The organism is Mesorhizobium huakuii (assembly GCF_030160235.1).
Classification (GTDB): Bacteria; Pseudomonadota; Alphaproteobacteria; order Rhizobiales; family Rhizobiaceae; genus Mesorhizobium; species Mesorhizobium huakuii.
The window spans coordinates 1-18,436 of record NZ_BSNY01000057.1 but is presented as its reverse complement, the minus strand read 5'-3'; the positions used below and the strand labels follow the sequence as shown (position 1 = coordinate 18,436).

Sequence of the window (18,436 nt, the reverse complement as noted above, 5' to 3'; positions counted from 1 at the left end):
TGCCTCTTTCATTTGCCGGCAAAAGTTAAGGACAAGGCTCACCCAGCATAAAACGGGCCAGTTCGACGATTCAGCATGTGGTGAGACTCACGGTCACAAAATCCATATGTAGCCGTGAACAAAAGCTGAATCTGAGCGAGTCGCCGATTCGTCGCTGATTCGTTCCAGACTCGTTCCATCAGTTAAGCAGCAGCCAATTTAGCGCCAGACAGAGTTGCCTTCGAGCCGCCGGTGGAACATTCCGCTTTCGCTTCGCGCCCGAAATCCCTATGTGTCGGCTGTCATACGCGCCAGTTGAGGCACGCTCCCGACAACCAGAGGCCAGAAAGCCTTATTTCCAGGTCGATGAACATCCAGCCGAAACACACTGAGCCGCTGATCCTGTCGGGCCGCGACGTGACCGCCGTGCTTGGGCCGACCAACACCGGCAAGACCCACCTCGCCATCGAGCGCATGGTGGCGCACGAAACCGGCGTCATCGGCCTGCCGCTCAGGCTGCTGGCCCGGGAAGTCTATACGCGCGTCTGCGAAAAGGTCGGCGCCCACAAGGTGGCGCTGATCACTGGCGAGGAGAAGATCCAGCCACCCGGCGCCAAATATTCGGTCTGCACCGTCGAAGCCATGCCGCGCGAGACGGACGCCGCCTTCGTCGCCATCGACGAGGTGCAGCTCGCCGGCGACCTCGAGCGCGGCCACATCTTCACCGACCGCATCCTGCATCTGCGCGGCCGCCAGGAAACGCTGCTGCTGGGCGCCGCTACTATGCACGGCATCCTGCAGCGCCTGCTGAAGGGCGTCTCGGTGGTGACGCGGCCGCGGCTGTCGCATCTGGCCTATGCCGGTTCGAAGAAACTGACCCGCTTGCCGCGCCGCACCGCGATCGTGGCCTTCTCCGCCGACGAGGTCTACGCCATCGCCGAGCTGATCCGCCGCCAGCAGGGCGGTGCCGCCGTCGTGCTCGGCGCGCTCTCGCCGCGTACCCGCAACGCCCAGGTGGCTCTGTTCCAGTCGGGCGATGTCGACTATCTCGTCGCCACCGACGCCATCGGCATGGGTCTCAACCTCGATCTCGACCATGTCGCCTTCGCCCAGAACCGCAAATTCGACGGCTACCAGTACCGCAACCTGACGGCGGCCGAGCTTGGCCAGATCGCCGGCCGCGCCGGCCGGCATCTGCGCGACGGCACCTTCGGCGTCACCGGCCAGGTCGACCCGCTCGACGAAGACCTCGTCAAGAAGATCGAGGGCCACGACTTCGATCCGGTGAAGGTGCTGCAGTGGCGCACCGCGCATTTCGATTTCGCCAGCCTCGATGCGCTCAAGCGCTCGATCGAGACCAACGCCCCGGTCGAGGGCCTGACGCGCGCATTGCCAGCCGTCGACGCACAGGCGCTCGAATATCTCTCCCGCGACGAGGACATCCGCGCGCTCGCCACCGATGCCAGGCGCGTGGCGCTGCTGTGGGAAGCCTGCGCGCTGCCCGACTACAGGAAGATCGCGCCTGCCCAGCACGCCGACCTGATCGCCTCCATCTACATGGACCTCGCCCGTCACGGCCATGTCGACGAGAACTACATGGCCGAGCAGGTGCGCCGCGCCGACACCACAGAGGGCGATATCGACACGCTGTCGCACCGTATTGCCCAGATCCGCACCTGGACATTCGTGTCGAACCGGCCCGGCTGGCTGGCCGATCAGGCACACTGGCAGGAAAAGACGCGCGAAATCGAAGACAGATTGTCCGATGCGCTGCATGAGCGGTTGACGAAACGCTTCGTAGACCGCAGGACTTCCGTCCTCATGCGGCGCCTTAGAGAAAATACCATGCCTGAAGCCGAAATTAGTCCTACCGGAACCGTCCTTGTCGAAGGCCACCATGTCGGCGAGTTGCAAGGGTTCCGCTTCACCGCCGACCAGACCGCCGGCGGCGAAGACGCCAAGGCCGTGCGCACGGCCGCGCAAAAGGCGCTGGCCGCCGAATTCGAGGCGCGCGCCGAACGCTTCGGCGCCTGCGCCAATGGCGACCTGGCGCTTGGCTCGGACGGCACATTGCGCTGGATCGGTGCGCCGATCGGCACGCTGGTTTCCGGCGAAGACGCGCTGAAGCCGCGCCTAGTGCTTCTGGCCGACGAACAGCTGACCGGCCCGGCGCGCGACAAAGTCGCCGCGCGCGCCGAACGCTTCGTCAATTTCCAGATCGAAACGCTGCTGAAGCCGCTGGTCGATTTGAAGAACGCCGAGCAGATTTCCGGCATCGGCCGCGGCATCGCCTTCCAGCTGGTCGAGAATTTCGGCCTCATCAACCGCCGCGATATCGCAGAGGAGATGAAGTCGCTCGACCAGGAGGGCCGCGCCGCCCTGCGCCGACTCGGTGTGCGCTTCGGTGCCTACCATGTCTTCGTGCCGGCACTGATCAAGCCGGCCCCCGCCGGACTGGTGACCTTGCTGTGGGCGCTGGGGAACGACGGCAAGGACAAGCCGGGTTTCGGCGACGTCGTCCATGCACTGGCGTCGGGCCGCACCTCCGTGGTCATCGATCCGGCCTTCGACAAGGCCTTTTACAAGCTTGCCGGCTACCGCAATCTCGGTCGCCGCGCCGTGCGCATCGACATTCTGGAACGGCTGGCGGACCTCATCCGTCCGGCGACCAATTGGAAGCCCGGCCTTGGCCAGCGTCCGGACGGCGCCTATGACGGCCATTCCTTCATGGTGACCCCGCCGATGATGTCGATCCTCGGCGCCACCGCCGACGACATGGAAGAGATCCTCAAGGGTCTGGGCTACCGCGCCGAGCCGAAGCCGGCGGCGGAGGTCAAGGCACGGCTGGAGGCGCAGGACACCGCCGCGAGTGAAGCCGCCGCGGCCAAGCTTGCGGCGGAAGAAGCCGCGCGCGCCGAGCAGGCCAAGGCAGCCGAAGCCGCCGCTGCAGATGCGGCCGCGGAGGCAGCGGTCGAGGGTTCGGAGCCGGCTGCTGAGGCCGCGCTCGAAACTCCTGCCGAGGTCATAGCGGAAACGACAGCAGAGCCGATCGCGGAAGCGCAACCGGAAGCTCCAGCCGAAGCGGTGGAAGAACCTGCTGCGGAGGCTGTTGTCGAAGCGGCAGCGGAAACTGCTGCCGAAGCCGAAGCGGTCGAAGCCACGCCAGCGGAGCCAGTTTCGGAAGCTGCGCCGGCGACGGAAGCGGTTTCGGACGAGCCTGCCATGGAGGCCGAAGCGGCGGCCGGCGAGCCCGCCGCCGAAGCCGAAGCGCCCAAGCCGATCCTGCTGTGGCGCCAGGGCCGTTTCGAACAGCGCCCCCGTCATCACGAAGGCCGCAACAACCGCCAGCGCAACGGGCAAGCGCGCGGCCGAAACAATGCGCCCGCCGATGCCGGCGGCGCACCGACCTCGGCCGCGCCCGGAGAACGTCCCGCCCATGAGGGGCGGCGCGAGGGCGCCGGCAAGCCGCGGTTCGACCGTTCGAAGTTCAAGCCCAAGCCGCAGGGCGAAGGCGAACAGCGCCGTGACGGCCGCCCGCAGGGCGAGCGTCCCGAGCGCCGCGAAGGCCGGCCCGACTGGAAGGGTGGCCGGCCCGAGGCCAAGGGTGGTCCCGATCGCGGCAAGGGCGGCGCAAAGCCCGCCTTCCAATCGAAGCCGCGCGAGGAACGTCCGGTGCGCTTCGATCCGGATTCGCCCTTCGCCAAGCTCGCCGCCTTGCGCGACCAGCTGAAGAAGTAGGCCGGATTCGGTTCGATGGTTGCCGAAGGCCGCCAGCGCATCGACAAATGGCTGTTCTTCTCGCGCGCGGTAAAATCGCGCTCGCTGGCGGCGAAGCTCGTCGTCGCCGGGCGCGTGCGCATCAATCGCGACAAAGCAGCGCAGGCCTCCGATCTGGTCAAGCCGGGCGACGTGCTGACCATTACGCTCGACCGGCGCATCTTCGTCTGGAAGGTGCTTGGCGCGGGTGTCCGGCGCGGCCCGGCGGAGGAAGCCCGCACCCTCTATGAGGACATGTCGCCGCCGCCCACCCCGAAGGGCGAGGCGCTTCCCGACGCCATTCCGGCGCTGCGCGAGGCCGGCAGCGGCCGCCCGACCAAAAGAGAACGCCGCCAGACCGACCGCTTGCTTGGCGAAGATTGAGGTTTGCCGGCCAGGTCGCGGGGCACGATCCCAGGGCAATGGCGGGCGCAGGACAGAACAGAACCCGGCAAACAAGACGCTCCCCGGGACATCAGCCGCCCTCGTCGCGCCTGCCGCCTGGAATTCCATTCCGCCAACGCCGAAGCGGCCGCGCATGGCAACCCTTGCAAGCGAGGGACAAAGGCGTTACCTCACGGAAAAAGCCCAAGAAAACTGGCCCATTAAGCTGGGACGTCCCGGAGCCGACCGATGACCTATGTCGTGACCGACAATTGCATCAAATGCAAATATATGGACTGCATCGAGGTCTGTCCGGTCGACTGTTTCTATGAAGGCGAGAACATGCTCGTCATCCATCCCGACGAGTGCATCGACTGCGGCGTCTGCGAACCTGAATGCCCGGCCGACGCGATCAAGCCCGACACCGAGCCCGGCCTCGACAAATGGCTGCAGATCAACACCGAATATGCCGAGAAATGGCCCAACATCACCGCCAAGAAGGAGCCACCGGCAGACGCCAAGACCTTCGACGGCGAGGCCGGCAAGTTCGAGAAATACTTCTCCGCCGAGCCCGGCGAAGGTGATTGACAATACGGCCGTAAAGGCTTGTATGACGCAGCGTAACAGGCACATCGGATTAACCGCCTTGACAGGCGGCGATTGGTTGTGGCCTTCGCTTACGCAGCAAAACCTTGATTCTTCCGACTTTTTGTGCTACATCAGCGAAACATGCCGGTGACACAACGTCGATTTATGGCGCAGACGCCCCAAATCACTGAAAGGTGAAAATCCCATTCCGGACCAGAGCGATCTGGGTCAGGCGGTCGCAGTTCGTGCGGTTTGCCGGTCCCGACCTTTCCGGTGGGTTCATCTGTTGTGCGGCTAACGATCGGTTTCCCCGGTCGCACGAGTTCAGCCGGCACCGCCGCCGGCCCACAACAAGGAGTTCAGGGCGTAATGGCAACGATCACCCCGCAGAAGAAGTCCACTGGTGCGCGTCACGGTTTCAAGACCGGCGAATACATCGTCTATCCGGCGCATGGCGTCGGCCAGATCGTGTCGATCGACGAGCAGGAAGTGGCCGGCCATAAGCTGGAACTGTTCGTCATCGACTTCCAGAAGGACAAGATGCGCCTGAAGGTGCCGGTCGCCAAGGCGACCTCCATCGGCATGCGCAAGCTGTCGGAAGAGGATTATGTCGAGCGCGCGTTGAAGGTCGTGCAGGGCCGCGCCCGCGTCAAGCGCACCATGTGGTCGCGCCGCGCCCAGGAATATGATGCCAAGATCAATTCCGGCGACCTGATCTCGATCTCGGAAGTCGTGCGCGACCTCTACCGCGCCGACAACCAGCCGGAGCAGTCCTATTCCGAGCGCCAGCTTTACGAGGCGGCACTCGACCGCATGGCCCGCGAGATCGCGGCCGTCAACCGCATGTCGGAAACCGAAGCCGTGCGCCTGATCGAGGTCAACCTCAACAAGGGCCCTAAGCGCGGCGCCAAGGCCGACAATGAGGAAGCCGAGCAGGAAGAAGCTGCCTGAGCGCTTGAGCCTTTAAGTTCCACGAAAAACCCGGCCTCGCGCCGGGTTTTTTGTTTTTTGGGGAGATCGGCCGCGGATGTCGCGTTCATGCCTGACCGCCGCCTTCCTTCTCCGCTTCCTGCTTCAGCGTCGCGATGAAGCGCTTGGTCCGTTCGCGCTCGGGATTGCCGAACAAACTGGCCGACGGCCCCTGCTCGACGATGACGCCGGCATCGAGGAACACCGCTTCCTGGGCGATCTTGGAGGCAAGCCGCAGATCATGCGTCGCCATCACCATGGTCGTGCCTTCGCTGGCGAGCTTGCCGAGCACGTCGACCACCTCTTGTGCCAGTTCCGGATCGAGCGCCGAAGTCGGCTCGTCGCACAGCAGCACCTTCGGCGACGGCGCGAGCGCCCGGGCGATCGCCACGCGCTGCTGCTGGCCGCCTGACAGCGTCGCCGGCCAGGCATCGGCCTTGTGCACCATCCCGACCTTTTCCAGCAGGGCGAGCGCCCGCTCGCGGGCCCTTTCAGGCGACCATTTCAGCACGGTCACCAGCCCTTCCATCACGTTCTCGATGGCGGTGCGATGCGGGAACAGCTGGAAGTTCTGGAACACCATGCCGGTCTGCAGGCGCAGCCGCCTGATGTCTGCGGCCGGCACCTTGATGCCCGGGCGAAACGCCAGCGTCTCGTCGCCGATGCGCACCGTGCCGGAGGTCGGAATCTCCAGGAGGTTGATGCAGCGCAGGAGCGTGCTTTTTCCCCCGCCCGAAGGACCGACAAGGGCCGTGACACTGCCTTCGGCGATCGCGACCGTCACGCCCTCGAGCACGAGATTGTCGCCGAAGCGCTTTTCGATATTGGTGAGGCCGATCATGAGCGTGCCTCCAGGAAGCCGCCATAGCGGTTGAGCCGCTCCTCCAGCCGCGTCTGCAGGGCCGACAGCACCGAACTCATCGCCAGGTAGAGGATCGCCGCCTCGACATAGAGGATCAGCGGCTCATAGGTGGTGGCGACGATGCGCTGCGCCGCCTGGAACATTTCCGGCACGGTGATGGCGGCGGCCAGCGAGGTGTCCTTGACCAGCGAGATGAAGGTGTTGGAGAGCGGCGGCACCGCGACCCGGCCGGCCTGCGGCAGGATGGTGCGCCGCATCGCCTGGCCCCAGGTCATGCCGATCGAATAGGCGGCTTCCCACTGGCCCTTGGGCACCGAGCCGATGGCCGCGCGGATGATTTCCGACGTGTAGGCGCCGATGTTCAGCGTGAAGCCGATCAGCGCAGCGGTAAAAGCGTCAAGCAGGATGCCGACGGACGGCAGGCCGTAGAAGATCAGGAACAGCTGCACCAGCAACGGCGTGCCGCGGAAGATCCAGACATAGAAGCGCACGAGCATGACCAGCGGCTTCGGTCCGAACAGCCGGCCGAGTGCTGCGCCCAGGCCAACGGTCAGGCCCAGCACGAAGGACAACAGCGTCAACGGCACGGTAAAGATCAGGGCGGCCCAGAGCAGCGAAGGCAGCGACTCCAGCATCAGTTGCAGCCAGTGCGGCACGAAAGACCCTCCAGAATGGTCGAGATGGCTTCATCGAAACGCGAATGCGCCAGCCATATCACGACAAAAGCGGCGAGCCGTCAAAGACGGCCCGCCGCTGGATGCATCGCAGGGGCGACAACTTGCCCCCAGTCAAAGTTACTTCGAAACGTCCTGGCCGAAATAGGTGTCGGCGATCTTCTTGTAGGTGCCGTCGGCCTTGATGTCGGCCAGCGCCTTGTTGATGGCGGCAACCAGTTCCGGATCGCCCTTGCGCACGATGACGCCGGAATAGTCGGCGTTTTCCTCTTGCGCGGCGATCTTCACATTGGCGTCGGGCTTGTGCTTCTTGAAGTCGAGGAAGGACAGGCTGTCATTGATGGTGGCGTCGGCGCGGCCGGTCAAAAGCAGCTGGATCGACTGGTCGAAGCCGTCGGTGCCGACCAGTTCGGCGCCGTTCGCCTCGGCCAGCTTGCCGAAGTTCGAGGTCAGCGACTGCGCCGACTTCTTGCCCTTGAGATCGGCGAAGGTCTTGATGTCGGTGTTGTCGCCGCGCACGATCAGCACCGCCTTGGAGGCGATGTAGGGATCGGAGAAATCATACTTGGCCTTGCGCGCGTCGGTGATGCCGACCTCGTTGATGACGGCGTCGTAGCGCTTGACGTCGAGGCCGGCGATCAGCCCGTCCCACTTGCCCTCGAGGAACTCGACCTTGACGCCGAGCTTGTCGGCGATCGCCTTGGCGATCTCGACGTCGAAGCCGACCAGCGCGCCGGACGCGTCATGGTAGGTGAAGGGCGCGTAGGTGCCTTCCGTGCCGACCTTAATGACGCCGGCCTGCTTGATCTGATCGAGATTGGCGCCGGCGTGACCAGCGGTGACCGCCAGGGCCTGCAGCGTTCCGGCGACGATAAGCGACTTGAGCCATTTCATATTTTTGTGATCCCGTCCTTGGCCTGATATCTGGCCTGTTGTGAGGGCTGGAAAATGACAGATGCGGGTCGAAAGAATAAGGAACCAGATTTCAAAAACGAAGAAATTCTGAAACCAAATTCTCTAAATGCGCGTCCTTGCAGGGTCTGAACGCGCCCGGCAACCACGTCGAAATCGCCCGGACAGCATCCCCCGCCCGCCCGCGCCAGCGGAACCTTTCTCGCGCGTGGCAGTTTTGGCTGTTCTAGGGCGCGACGCCGCGATTTCAACCGGTGCCCTGCCAAAGTTCGTAACGTCGGTTATATCGGCTCAGCCAGGGAGCGCCTCATGATGGAAGACACGGCAGGACGGATCATGGTCCGTGCGGCAATGAAGGCTCCCTATCTCGAACGCGACGAGGAGCATCGGCTGGCCTTGCTCTGGAAGGAGGACAACGACCAGAACGCCCTGCACAGCATCACCGTCGCCCATATGCGGCTGGTCATTTCCATGGCCTCGAAATTCCGCCATTACGGCCTGCCGCTCGGCGACCTGATCCAGGAAGGCCATGTCGGCCTGCTCGAGGCCGCCGCCCGCTTCGAGCCCGAACGCGAAGTGCGGTTTTCGACCTATGCGACGTGGTGGATCCGCGCCTCGATGCAGGACTACATCCTGCGCAACTGGTCGATCGTGCGCGGCGGCACCAGCTCTGCGCAAAAAGCCCTGTTCTTCAACCTGCGCCGCCTGCGCGCCCGGCTGGCGAATGGCGCGGAGCCGCTTTCCAACGCGACCCTCTACCGCGAAGTGTCGGTGGCGCTTGGCGTCTCCGAGGCCGACGTGGCGATGATGGATTCACGGCTGTCGGCGCCCGACTCCTCGCTCAACATGCCGCTGGCCGACGATGCGGGGGCGACCGAGCGGATGGACTTCCTGGTTTCAGACGATCCGCTGCCCGACGAGATTGTCGGCGACAAGATCGATATCGCGCGCCGTTCGCTTTGGCTGCGGGAGGCGCTTCATGCGCTGAACGCCCGCGAACTCAGGATCATCGAGGAACGCCGGCTGAACGACGAGGGCGCCACGCTCGAGGCGCTCGGCGAGACGCTCGGCATTTCCAAGGAACGTGTCCGCCAGATCGAGGCCCGCGCCATGGAAAAGCTGAAGTTGGCGCTGGTGAAGCAGAACCCGGAATTTCTGGCGACAGCCGCCTGAATTCGCGCAAACCGAGTCTTATTTGTCGGTGACGATCTTGACCTTGTCGCCGGCCGAAACCGCGGCACCCGGCGACAGCGCGTTGAGCACCCGGAACAGGTCGAGCTTACGATCGACGCCGACCATCTGCGCGGCGAGCGAGCCCATGGTCTGGCCCGGCTGCACGGTGAGCACCCGGATATGCAGCGGCTTCAGGGCCGCCTTTTCAGCAGCACTCAGGATGCGGAACGACCCGCTGACCGAGCGCGCCACTGTTTCCAGCGAGGTGCTGGCCGAGGGCGCGGCGGTCAGCAGCCGGTAGACCTGGCCGCCGGCACGGATTACCGCAATGTCGAACTGCCAGCCTTCGGCGCCGGCATGCGCGGTCGCCGCCTCGTTGCCGTTGATGGTTTCCTGCTTGACGCTGCTATCGTCGAGACCAGCCACCCAGCCGCTTCTGATGTAGTCGGTCAGGGCGCGGTTCTTGTCGATCGAAACGCCGTCGAAGCGGATCGCTATGTCGCCCGGCCCGGTCGCCGTCACCGCCGCCGCCGAATTGTCGATGATGAAGCCGTCCGGCACCGTGAACGACACGCCGAGGCCCGGATGCAGGAACGTCTCGCCGCGCACATAGCCTTCCTCCGGCGTGTCGCCATAGAGCAGGCCGTCTACACCGGCGAGGAAGGAATCGCGGTCGCGCGTGCCGACGCCGGGCGCGCCGAACTGGCGGGCATGACGCTGCGCCAGATCGATGCGCTGCGGCGTGTTGGGGTGCGTCGCCAGGAAGTCGAGACTGGCGTCGGTGGCGCCGCTGATCGAACGGAAATCGGTATAGGCCGACATCGACTGCAGGAAGCGGCCGGCGGCATAAGGATCGTAGCCGGCTTCGCCGATCGACTTGATGCCGATGGCGTCGGCCTCGAGCTCCTGATTGCGCGAGAACTGCGCCAGCCGAAGCTTGCCGCGGATCAAAGCCGCCTTGGCGGTCGGGCTGTCGCCGAGCACGTCCGAAACCACCTTGGTCGCCAAGCCTTCCTCGGCCTCCAGCTGCTGGCGCTGCAGACCATGGTTGGCGGTGACGTGGCCCATCTCATGCGCAATGACGGCGGCGAGCTCGGACGAATCATTGGCCAGCGCCAGCAGGCCGCGCGTGATGTAGAGATAGCCACCCGGCAGCGCGAATGCGTTGACGTTGGGCGAATTGAGGATGGTGATGCGGTAGGTCTGGGTAGGATTCGCCGACACGACGGTCAGATTGCCGACCACCTTGGCGACCATGCGCTCGAGCTTGGGATCGGAATATTCGCCGCCATAGGTCGCCAGGATGCGCGGATGCTGCGCCTTGGCGAGTTCGGCGAGCTTGTTGTTGGCGCCGACATTGTCGACCGTGATCGGCCTGTCGGAGGGCTGGAAACCGGATTCCTGGACCTCCGGAGGCGTGAACATCTGGCAGCTTGCGAGCGCCACGGCAAAGCCGGCCAGCGCCAGAAAGCGCGCCAGCGGATTCATTCGTAGCTTGTCGACGCCGATCGCCAGGACGGCTTCCTTTCAGGTCCCGGCGCATGACCACGAAGATCGGGGGCGATCTCCGGAACCTGTCATGCGCAAAAAACAAATTTCTACGGTACCCGTCACACGTCCCTCGGGGCGTGTGACGGGTACCGTAGGCAAATCACGGCTTGTGCCGGACCAATAGGGCGGACCTAGCCACACTACTTCTGCCATGGCAAGCAAGCGCCCCGTTGCCTGATGCCGGTTTGACCGTAAATTATGTCCGCTTCCGGGCAATATCTCGTGATACGGCATTGCCGGCACTTGCACCGATATAGCGCCGGAAAGCTTCGGGACCAGCCCCGGCGAAGAAATCGTCCGCGCTGCCGGTGGCCGCCACGGTGCCATTGTTCAGAAACACCAGATTCTGGCCGATACGGCGGGCATCCTCCGGCTGGTGCGTGACGAACAGCACCGTCATGCCGCGCTCCGCATGCACACCGGCAACCAGGTCGAGCATATCATCGCGCAAGGCGGGCCCGAGCGAAGCGAAGGGCTCGTCGAGCAGCAGCACCGGGCGATCGCGCACCAGCACGCGCGCCAACGCGACACGCTGCCGTTCGCCGCCGGAGAGCTCGCGCGGCAAGCGTCTTTCCTTGCCGCTGAGCCCTGTGCGTTCCAACGCCTCGGCGATGGCGATTCGATCGGCTTCGGTCAGCCGCAGCGACGCTGAGCGGCCGAGACCGACATTCTGCTCGACGGAGAGATGGCCAAAAAGGTTGTTTTCCTGAAACACCATCGACACCGGCCGCGCGGACGGAGGATCGGCGCCGACATCGGCCCCGCCGATCAGCACGCGGCCCGACTGCGGTGTCTCGAAGCCGGCGACAAGGTTGAGCAGCGTCGACTTGCCCGAACCGCTCGGCCCCATGATGGCGGTGATTTCCGCCGCCGCGAAGGCGACATCGAAGGTGAGCGGCGCCTCGCCATAGCTGAACGAGACCTTTTCCAGCCGCACCGGAACGCCCTTCCCTCTCATCGCCCATTCAGACATTTCGGACCTTGTGTCTTCCCAGCCAGTCCGCCGCCAGCACCAGGGCGAGGCAGACGAGGCCGAGCAACAGCGCCAGGCCGGCGGCGTCCTGCGTGCGGTAGCTGCCCATGCGCGCCAGGAGAAGGTAGGGCAAGGTCTGCACGGAATCACTGCCGAACAATGCGATGACGCCGAGATCGCCGAGCGACAGCGCCATGGCGAAGGCGAAGGCTGTAGCGAGCGGGCGCCGCAATGACGGCCAGTCGACCAGCCGCAGCCTCGCCCAGCCGGAAATGCCAAGCTGCGCGCAGAGCCGTTCGTGGCGCTCGCTCGCCGCGTCATAAGCGGGACGGATGGCGCGCAGCGCGAAAGGCATCGCCATGACGGAATTGACGGTGACGACCATGACCGGGGCGATGGCGAAGACATCGCCGGCATGGCGCAGCAGCAGGAACCAGCCGGCGCCGATCACGATCGGCGGCACGACCAGCACAAAACCGGCGCCGGTATCCGTGGCATGTTCGAGCAGTGTTCTCGGACCGGCGCGGCGGTTCAGCGCGAGTGCCCGTCGCGCCATGGTCAGCGCCAGCGACAGCATCACCGAAAGCAGCGCCGACAGGAACGCGAGCACAGCACTGGTCAGCGTCGCCTGCCGGACAGTGGCCTCGCCGGCGAGCCGGCCGAGATCGGCGCCCAACCCGGCGAGCACCGTGGCCGCCATCGGTCCGACAACGAACAGCAGCGCCAGCACGATGAGCGCGGCGTTCAGTGTGGTTTCGGTCCCGTTGACGGAGAGATAGCGGCGCGGCGCGACCGGCAGGTTGGTGTCGCCGACGACATTGGCACCAAGCCGGGTCAGCGCCAGCACCACGATGAAGGTCAAGCCGATCTGCAGCAACGTCAGCGCGACCGCCCGCGCCGGATCGAAATCGAAGCGCAGTGCCTGGTAGATCCCGACCTCCAGCGTTGTCGCCGCCGGGCCGCCGCCAAGCGTCAAGACGATTGTGAAGGAGGTGATGCAGAGCATGAAGACCAGCCCGGCAACGCCGGGCAGAGCGGCGCGTAGCGTCGGCCATTCGATCAGCCGGAAAGCCGGCCGCGCCGCCATGCCGAGCTGGCTTGCCAGCCGCCACTGGTCGGCGGGAATGGTCTGCAGCGCCTCGAGGAATAGCCGCGTCGCCAGTGGCAGGTTGAAGAAGACATGGGCGACGAGAATGCCGGACAGGCCATAGATGCCTGGCCAATCCTGGCCGCCGACGGCGCTGAACAGCCCGGCGAAATAACCGGCGCGACCATAGAGCGCCAATATGCCGAGCGCCGCGACGATCGCCGGCAGCGCCAGCGGCACCGCGAACAGCTGCAGGATGAAAGCGCGGCCGAAAAAACGTGGATGCCGCGACAGGGCACGTGCCACGAACAGCGCCGGCACAACAGAAAGCAGGGTCGAGAGGATGGCCTGCCAGAGTGTGAAGCGCACGACGCGCAGCAGGTAGGGATCAAAGGCCCCCCAGGCGCCGGAGAAATCATGGGCGCCTTCGACAAGCAGACCCGCAAACGCGCCGCCGATCAGCAACGTGATCGCGGCGAGCGCAATGATGCCGGCGCTAACGCGTGAATCCATGGTTTGCGCCGGCGTCACCACCCTGCCTATTTGCTCATCACCGCCAGCCATTCATCCACCCAGGCCTTGCGGTTTGCCGCGACCTCTTCGGGGCTGAACAGCAGGGTCTTGGTCGGCTTGACCAGTTTGTCGAAGGCCGGATTGAGCGGCTTGTCGGTCTTCCCTGCCGGGAACATCCAGTTGGTCTCGGGGATCGCGTCCTGGAATTTCGGCCCGGTCATGAAGGCGATGAACTTTGCCGCCAGCGGATTCTTGGCGCCGGTCGTGGTGATGCCGGCGACCTCGATCTGCAGATACTCGCCCTCCTCGAAGGAAGCGGCCTGGTAGCGCTGCGTGTTCTCGGCGACCATGTGGTAGGCCGGCGAGGTCGTATAGGACAGCACCATCGGCGCCTCGCCCTTGGTGAACAGGCCATAGGCCTCGCTCCAGCCCGGCGTCACGGTCAGCACCTTGGCCTTGAGCTTGGCCCAGGCTTCCGGCGCCTTGTCGCCATAGACCGACTTCACCCACAACAGCAGGCCGAGACCCGGCGTCGAGGTGCGTGGATCCTGGATGACGATCTTGTCGTTGGCACTGCCTTCGACCAGTTCCTTCAGGCTCTTGGGCGGGCTCTTCAGCTTTTCAGTGTCGTAGACGACGGCGAAGTAGCCGTAGTCGAAGGGAACAAAAGTGTCGTCGCTCCAGCCACCGGGCACGTTGACATCGGAGACCGCGCCATGCGGGGCGAACAACCCGCTGGCCTTGGCATCGGCGGTAAGATTGGTGTCGAGGCCGAGCACGATATCGGCCTTGGTCGACGCGCCTTCGAGCTTGACGCGGTTGAGCAGGGCGACGCCATCGGCGACCGAGACGAACTCGACATCGCAGCCGCATTCGGCTTCGAATTCCTTCTTCACCACCGGGCCCGGACCCCAGTCGGCGGTGAAGCTCTCATAGGTGTAGACAGTGAGCTTGTCCTTGGCCAAGGCCGGCCCGGACAGTGCCACGACCATGGTCGAGACAAGAGCGTATAAAAGCGTGCGCATCGGCGCCTCCTTCGTTCGAATTGAAAGGAATTGAGGCGTCGGACTGTCCGAAACGTCTAATCCCTCCGCCGGTACAAACCGGATCAGGTTCAGCGGGTTGGCGAGACTGCCTCTCAGCCGGTCCGCGAAGATCGCGTCCGGCACCCCGTTAGAGCGCTTCGACACATAGGCCGGGCCGAGGAACGGCGCAAGTGGCAGTTTGCCGGCCTTCCGTTTCCGCTGCCGGGCTGGTACAGGCCACCGGATATGAGCACATTCACCATCCTGCTTGGCGGCGATCTCGTCCGCACGCCCCGGCTTGACCGTCAGGTCGAAGGCTCGCGCGTCATCGCCGCCGACGCCGGCATCGGCCACGCCCGGCTGCTGGGCCTTGTGCCGGAACTGTGGGTAGGCGATTTCGATTCCGTGCCGGCCGATCTGCCCGCCGACCTTGCCGCGGTGCCCCGCCGGACTTTCCCGGCGGAAAAGGACAAGACCGACGGCGAACTCGCGATCGCCGCGGCCCTCGAGCGCGGCGCGACCCGCCTGGTGCTGGCAGGCGCGTTCGGCGGCAAGCGCGCCGACCACGCTTTCCTGCATCTGGCGCTCGCCCTGCGGCTGGCCGAGGCCGGGACGGAGGTGCTGCTGACCAGCGGCGCCCAGGAAGGTGTCCCGCTGCCGTTGGGAACGGCCGGTTTCGACTATGCCGACGGCACGCTGTTTTCGATCCTCGGCTTTTCCGAACTTGCGGGCCTGACCGTCACCGGTGCCAAATGGCCGCTGAACCAGGTCGAGGTGGCCTTCGGCTCGTCATTGACCATTTCCAACGAGGTCAAGTTCGACAAGAACGGGGGTCGCCTCGAGATCGCGCTCGGCCACGGCCGCGCGCTGCTGCTCGCGCATCCTTATCCACTACCTGAAAGCTGACATGGCCCCGCCCCTTCTCAACCTCGACGGGATAAAACTGACCTTCGGCGGCACGCCGCTGCTCGACGGCGCCGCCTTGACCGCGTCGGCCGGCGACAAGATCGCGCTGGTCGGCCGCAACGGGTCCGGCAAGTCGACGCTGCTCAAGATAGCCGCCGGCCTGATCGAGCCGCAGGATGGCGAGGTCTTCCGCCAGCCTTCGGCAACCGTCCGCTATCTGCCGCAGATGCCCGACATGGACGGTTTCGCCACTGTGCGTGCCTATGTCGAGGCAGGGCTCGGGCCAGCCGACGATCCCTACCGCGCCTCCTATCTGATGGAGCATCTTGGTCTCACGGGCGAGGAGCGGCCGGGCGATCTCTCGGGCGGCGAGGCCAGGCGGGCAGCCCTGGCCCGCGTCATGGCGCCGGAGCCTGACATTCTGTTGCTTGATGAGCCGACCAACCATCTTGACCTGTCCGTCATCGAATGGCTGGAGGAAGAGCTCGTGCGCACCTCCTCGGCGCTCATCGTCATCTCGCACGACCGCCGCTTCCTCGAGCGCGTGTCGCGCGCGACCGTCTGGCTCGACCGTGGCCAGACCCGCAGGCTGGACAAGGGTTTCGGCCATTTCGAGGAATGGCGCGACCTGGTGCTGGAAGAGGAAGAGCGCGAGCAGCACAAGCTCGGCCGCCAGATCGTGCGCGAGGAGCATTGGCTGCGCTATGGCGTGACGGCGCGGCGCAAGCGCAACATGCGCCGGTTGGGCGAGTTGCAGACCATGCGCCAGCGCTTTCGCGGTCATAGGGGAGCCGAAGGCACCGCGACCATGGTGGCGAGCGACGCCGCCGAGTCCGGCAAGCTGGTGATCGAAGCCAAGAACATCGAGAAGAGCTTTGGCGACCTCACCGTGGTCAAGGGCTTCTCGACGCGCATCCAACGCGGTGACCGCGTCGGCCTCGTCGGACCGAACGGCGCCGGCAAGACGACGCTTCTGAAGATGCTGACCGGCGAACTGGCACCGGATGCCGGCTCGGTGCGGCTCGGCACCAATCTGGAAATCGCCACGCTCGACCAGAAGCGCGAGGCGGTCGACCCGCAGGAGACGCTGGCGCAATACCTTACCGATGGGCGCGGCGAGAACCTCGTCATCAATGGCGAGCAGCGCCATGTCGTCTCCTACATGAAGGATTTCCTGTTCAAGCCGGAGCAAGCGCGCACGCCGGTGCGCGAACTGTCCGGCGGCGAGCGGGCGCGGCTGATCCTGGCGCGCGTGCTGGCGCGGCCGGCGAACCTCCTGGTGCTCGATGAGCCGACCAACGATCTCGACATGGAGACGCTGGAACTGCTGCAGGAACTGGTCGCCGGCTTCGCCGGCACCGTCATCCTGGTCAGCCACGACCGCGATTTCCTCGACCGCACAGTCACCAGCCTGATCGCGCCGGATGGCGATGGGCGCTGGATCGAATATGCCGGTGGCTATTCCGACATGCTGGCGCAGCGCGGCGGCACCAGGCTCGACGACCGCAAGGCGCGCGCCAAGGCCGAAGCCGCCGATGCCCAGTCGCCAGGCAAGAGCGAGCCGGCGGCCCCGAAAGGCCCGGCGAAGAAACTGTCGTTCAAGCAGAAATTCGCCCTGGAATCGCTCCCCAAGAAAATCGAGGCGGTGACCGCGTCGATCTCGCGGCTGGAGAACAACATCGCCGACCCGGCCTATTACGAGCGCGATCCGGCCTCGTTCCAGAAGACCATCGCCGCCCTCGACAAGGAGCGCGCAACGCTGGCCGCGCTCGAGGAGGAGTGGCTGGAACTGGAGATGCTGCGCGAGGAGATGGAAGGGTGAACGATTGCATGCGGTCTTTCATGCGCGTATATTATGCGCATGAAAGAAGGGCATTTCTATGCTTGAATCGACGCCAAAACCTCTGAGGACATCCGTCAACACGTCCATTGACTCCCAATTGATCAAAGACGCCAAGGCGTTGGGCATCAACATCTCCCGCGCTGCCGAGGCAGGTATCGCGAAAGCCATAGCGGCGGAAAAAACGCGTCGATGGCAGGAAGAAAACAAGGAAGCCATCGAAAGCTCCAATGAATATGTCAGGCGCAACGGACTGCCATTGGCCAAACACCGGCCATTCTGATGGCGCGTTACGACTTCTATCGGAATGGTGAGGGCGATGGTTATCTGCTGGATGTGCAGTCAGACCTTCTTGAAGGGCTGAGCACGAGGGTCGTCATTCCTTTGATGCCGCCCAACATAGCGCCGGTTCCCGGCCGGCGGCTGAACCCGACTTTCGCTATAAACGGCAAAGATCATGTAATGGTCACACAGTTTTTGTCTGCCTTCAGTGCCTCTGAATTGCAGAACCCAGAAGGCAACCTTTCCAGGCACCATGACGACATCGTCGCCGCGCTGGACATGCTGTTCCGGGGCTTCTGAACACGGCGACAGCCGAGCGCAACGCCCGTCGTCAGCCCGCCGTCTTCGCCTGCCAAGCCTTGATCGCCTCGTCGAACACCTTCTCGCCGGGGATGCCTTTTTCCATCGTCAGCAGCGCCCGCCGTCCGGTCTTGTAGACGACCGGCACGTCGATCCAGTCCTGGCCGCGCAGCAAGGTCATGTTGGCGTCCTCGTCGGCCTTGGTGTCGTTGAGCGCGACGAGGAAGAACCCGTCGGCGATCTTGGCCGGAATGCCGATCAGCGGGCTGCCGGCGTCCTGCTCCGAGCTTTTCATGGCCACGCGCAGGATGTTGTCGACACCACCACCCTCGAAACCGTCGGGCGTCAGGAAGATCATCTCGATGATATGGCTGGCCGGCAGCGTCTGGTCGGTGTTGCGGCGGATGGTCATGCGCAACTGGATATCCTTGCCTGGGATGGTCGCCTCGGCGCGGATCGCCGGCTCGGGCGGCAGGTCGCCGCCGGGCGATTCCTGCACCAGCGACCAGACGATGCTGCCGGGCTCGGCCGAGCCCTGCGCGGTGCTGGTGCGTTCCTCATAGAAGATCGCCTTCTGGCCGACCGGTACCGACGTCTGCGTCGCCGGGGCAGCCGCCGGTGCCGCGGGCGTGGCGCCCGCCGGAGCGGGCGGCGGCGTGGCG

16 protein-coding genes, 1 pseudogene and 1 riboswitch are annotated in these 18,436 nt (G+C 64.9%); of the genes and pseudogenes, 9 read left to right on the top strand and 8 right to left on the bottom strand.

Features of this window, described 5'->3' with window-relative positions:
- Nucleotides 1-345 precede the first annotated feature (345 nt).
- From QQK95_RS30365 to QQK95_RS30350, 4 genes are all read left to right on the top strand, one after another.
- Nucleotides 346-3,717 carry a helicase-related protein gene (locus QQK95_RS30365; RefSeq protein WP_284278125.1) on the top strand — a complete coding sequence of 1,124 codons (3,372 nt, stop codon included), beginning with the start codon at nt 346-348 and terminating at the stop codon, nt 3,715-3,717.
- A 15-nt stretch (nt 3,718-3,732) separates the two neighbouring features.
- Nucleotides 3,733-4,119, top strand: coding sequence for an RNA-binding S4 domain-containing protein (locus QQK95_RS30360; RefSeq protein ID WP_202359277.1), 387 nt, complete (start codon nt 3,733-3,735; stop codon nt 4,117-4,119).
- A gap of 249 nt (nt 4,120-4,368) precedes the next feature.
- Complete coding sequence (gene fdxA / locus QQK95_RS30355) at nt 4,369-4,707, top strand: ferredoxin FdxA (protein ID WP_008873823.1); 339 nt, start codon at nt 4,369-4,371, stop codon at nt 4,705-4,707.
- Nucleotides 4,708-5,076: 369 nt separating this feature from the next.
- Entirely contained in the window at nt 5,077-5,658 is a 582-nt protein-coding gene (locus tag QQK95_RS30350; RefSeq protein ID WP_010911999.1) for a CarD family transcriptional regulator, read from the top strand.
- Nucleotides 5,659-5,743: 85 nt separating this feature from the next.
- Here QQK95_RS30350 and QQK95_RS30345 read toward each other — a convergent pair whose 3' ends face one another.
- The 3 genes from QQK95_RS30345 to QQK95_RS30335 form a co-directional block, all read right to left on the bottom strand.
- Nucleotides 5,744-6,517, bottom strand: coding sequence for an amino acid ABC transporter ATP-binding protein (locus QQK95_RS30345; RefSeq protein WP_284278121.1), 774 nt, complete (start codon nt 6,515-6,517; stop codon nt 5,744-5,746).
- Nucleotides 6,514-7,194: an amino acid ABC transporter permease gene (locus QQK95_RS30340; RefSeq protein ID WP_284278119.1), complete on the bottom strand. Its 681-nt coding sequence runs from the start codon at nt 7,192-7,194 to the stop codon at nt 6,514-6,516. Before QQK95_RS30340 ends, QQK95_RS30345 begins: the two co-directional genes overlap by 4 nt.
- A 138-nt stretch (nt 7,195-7,332) precedes the next feature.
- Nucleotides 7,333-8,106, bottom strand: coding sequence for an amino acid ABC transporter substrate-binding protein (locus QQK95_RS30335; RefSeq protein ID WP_284278118.1), 774 nt, complete (start codon nt 8,104-8,106; stop codon nt 7,333-7,335).
- A gap of 327 nt (nt 8,107-8,433) precedes the next feature.
- On the opposite strand from QQK95_RS30335, the gene QQK95_RS30330 reads away from it, so the two are divergent.
- A complete protein-coding gene (locus tag QQK95_RS30330) occupies nt 8,434-9,297 on the top strand; it encodes an RNA polymerase factor sigma-32 (RefSeq protein ID WP_284278117.1) in 864 nt (287 codons plus the stop codon).
- Nucleotides 9,298-9,315: 18 nt separating this feature from the next.
- Here QQK95_RS30330 and QQK95_RS30325 read toward each other — a convergent pair whose 3' ends face one another.
- From QQK95_RS30325 to thiB, 4 genes are all read right to left on the bottom strand, one after another.
- On the bottom strand, nt 9,316-10,785 hold the full coding sequence (locus tag QQK95_RS30325; RefSeq protein ID WP_284278116.1) for a M48 family metalloprotease: 1,470 nt from the start codon (nt 10,783-10,785) through the stop codon (nt 9,316-9,318).
- A 259-nt stretch (nt 10,786-11,044) separates the two neighbouring features.
- Nucleotides 11,045-11,806: a thiamine ABC transporter ATP-binding protein gene (thiQ, locus tag QQK95_RS30320; protein ID WP_284278115.1), complete on the bottom strand. Its 762-nt coding sequence runs from the start codon at nt 11,804-11,806 to the stop codon at nt 11,045-11,047.
- Nucleotides 11,807-11,813: 7 nt separating this feature from the next.
- Nucleotides 11,814-13,421, bottom strand: a complete 1,608-nt coding sequence (gene thiP, locus QQK95_RS30315; RefSeq protein WP_284278114.1) for a thiamine/thiamine pyrophosphate ABC transporter permease — start codon at nt 13,419-13,421, stop codon at nt 11,814-11,816.
- A 26-nt stretch (nt 13,422-13,447) separates the two neighbouring features.
- On the bottom strand, nt 13,448-14,446 hold the full coding sequence (thiB, locus tag QQK95_RS30310) for a thiamine ABC transporter substrate binding subunit (RefSeq protein ID WP_284278113.1): 999 nt from the start codon (nt 14,444-14,446) through the stop codon (nt 13,448-13,450).
- Nucleotides 14,447-14,489: 43 nt separating this feature from the next.
- Nucleotides 14,490-14,604: riboswitch (TPP riboswitch) on the bottom strand.
- An 88-nt stretch (nt 14,605-14,692) separates the two neighbouring features.
- Between thiB and QQK95_RS30305 the strand changes: the two genes are divergently transcribed.
- From QQK95_RS30305 to QQK95_RS30290, 4 genes are read left to right on the top strand one after another with little or no spacing between them, the layout of a single operon-like run.
- Nucleotides 14,693-15,352, top strand: a complete 660-nt coding sequence (locus QQK95_RS30305) for a thiamine diphosphokinase (RefSeq protein ID WP_284278112.1) — start codon at nt 14,693-14,695, stop codon at nt 15,350-15,352.
- Between the two features lies 1 nt (nt 15,353).
- Nucleotides 15,354-17,174, top strand: a complete 1,821-nt coding sequence (locus QQK95_RS30300) for an ABC-F family ATP-binding cassette domain-containing protein (RefSeq protein ID WP_284278110.1) — start codon at nt 15,354-15,356, stop codon at nt 17,172-17,174.
- A gap of 58 nt (nt 17,175-17,232) precedes the next feature.
- On the top strand, nt 17,233-17,475 hold the full coding sequence (locus QQK95_RS30295) for a type II toxin-antitoxin system CcdA family antitoxin (protein WP_284278109.1): 243 nt from the start codon (nt 17,233-17,235) through the stop codon (nt 17,473-17,475).
- A complete protein-coding gene (locus QQK95_RS30290) occupies nt 17,475-17,774 on the top strand; it encodes a CcdB family protein (protein WP_284278108.1) in 300 nt (99 codons plus the stop codon). Before QQK95_RS30295 ends, QQK95_RS30290 begins: the two co-directional genes overlap by 1 nt.
- 31 nt (nt 17,775-17,805) lie before the next feature.
- On the opposite strand, the pseudogene QQK95_RS30285 reads toward QQK95_RS30290, so the two are convergent.
- Nucleotides 17,806-18,436, bottom strand: a pseudogene (locus tag QQK95_RS30285) (hypothetical protein); the annotation flags it as partial.

What these genes read in the sequence shown, in the direction of transcription:
- QQK95_RS30325 (WP_284278116.1), bottom strand. Translation starts at nt 10,785, where the DNA reads ATGAATCCGCTGGCGCGCTTTCTGGCGCTGGCCGGCTTTGCCGTGGCG.
- fdxA (WP_008873823.1), top strand. Translation starts at nt 4,369, where the DNA reads ATGACCTATGTCGTGACCGACAATTGCATCAAATGCAAATATATGGAC.
- QQK95_RS30295 (WP_284278109.1), top strand. Translation starts at nt 17,233, where the DNA reads ATGCTTGAATCGACGCCAAAACCTCTGAGGACATCCGTCAACACGTCC.
- thiP (WP_284278114.1), bottom strand. Translation starts at nt 13,421, where the DNA reads ATGGATTCACGCGTTAGCGCCGGCATCATTGCGCTCGCCGCGATCACG.
- thiQ (WP_284278115.1), bottom strand. Translation starts at nt 11,806, where the DNA reads ATGAGAGGGAAGGGCGTTCCGGTGCGGCTGGAAAAGGTCTCGTTCAGC.
- QQK95_RS30345 (WP_284278121.1), bottom strand. Translation starts at nt 6,517, where the DNA reads ATGATCGGCCTCACCAATATCGAAAAGCGCTTCGGCGACAATCTCGTG.
- QQK95_RS30360 (WP_202359277.1), top strand. Translation starts at nt 3,733, where the DNA reads ATGGTTGCCGAAGGCCGCCAGCGCATCGACAAATGGCTGTTCTTCTCG.
- QQK95_RS30365 (WP_284278125.1), top strand. Translation starts at nt 346, where the DNA reads ATGAACATCCAGCCGAAACACACTGAGCCGCTGATCCTGTCGGGCCGC.
- QQK95_RS30335 (WP_284278118.1), bottom strand. Translation starts at nt 8,106, where the DNA reads ATGAAATGGCTCAAGTCGCTTATCGTCGCCGGAACGCTGCAGGCCCTG.
- QQK95_RS30305 (WP_284278112.1), top strand. Translation starts at nt 14,693, where the DNA reads ATGAGCACATTCACCATCCTGCTTGGCGGCGATCTCGTCCGCACGCCC.
- QQK95_RS30290 (WP_284278108.1), top strand. Translation starts at nt 17,475, where the DNA reads ATGGCGCGTTACGACTTCTATCGGAATGGTGAGGGCGATGGTTATCTG.
- thiB (WP_284278113.1), bottom strand. Translation starts at nt 14,446, where the DNA reads ATGCGCACGCTTTTATACGCTCTTGTCTCGACCATGGTCGTGGCACTG.
- QQK95_RS30300 (WP_284278110.1), top strand. Translation starts at nt 15,354, where the DNA reads ATGGCCCCGCCCCTTCTCAACCTCGACGGGATAAAACTGACCTTCGGC.
- QQK95_RS30350 (WP_010911999.1), top strand. Translation starts at nt 5,077, where the DNA reads ATGGCAACGATCACCCCGCAGAAGAAGTCCACTGGTGCGCGTCACGGT.
- QQK95_RS30330 (WP_284278117.1), top strand. Translation starts at nt 8,434, where the DNA reads ATGATGGAAGACACGGCAGGACGGATCATGGTCCGTGCGGCAATGAAG.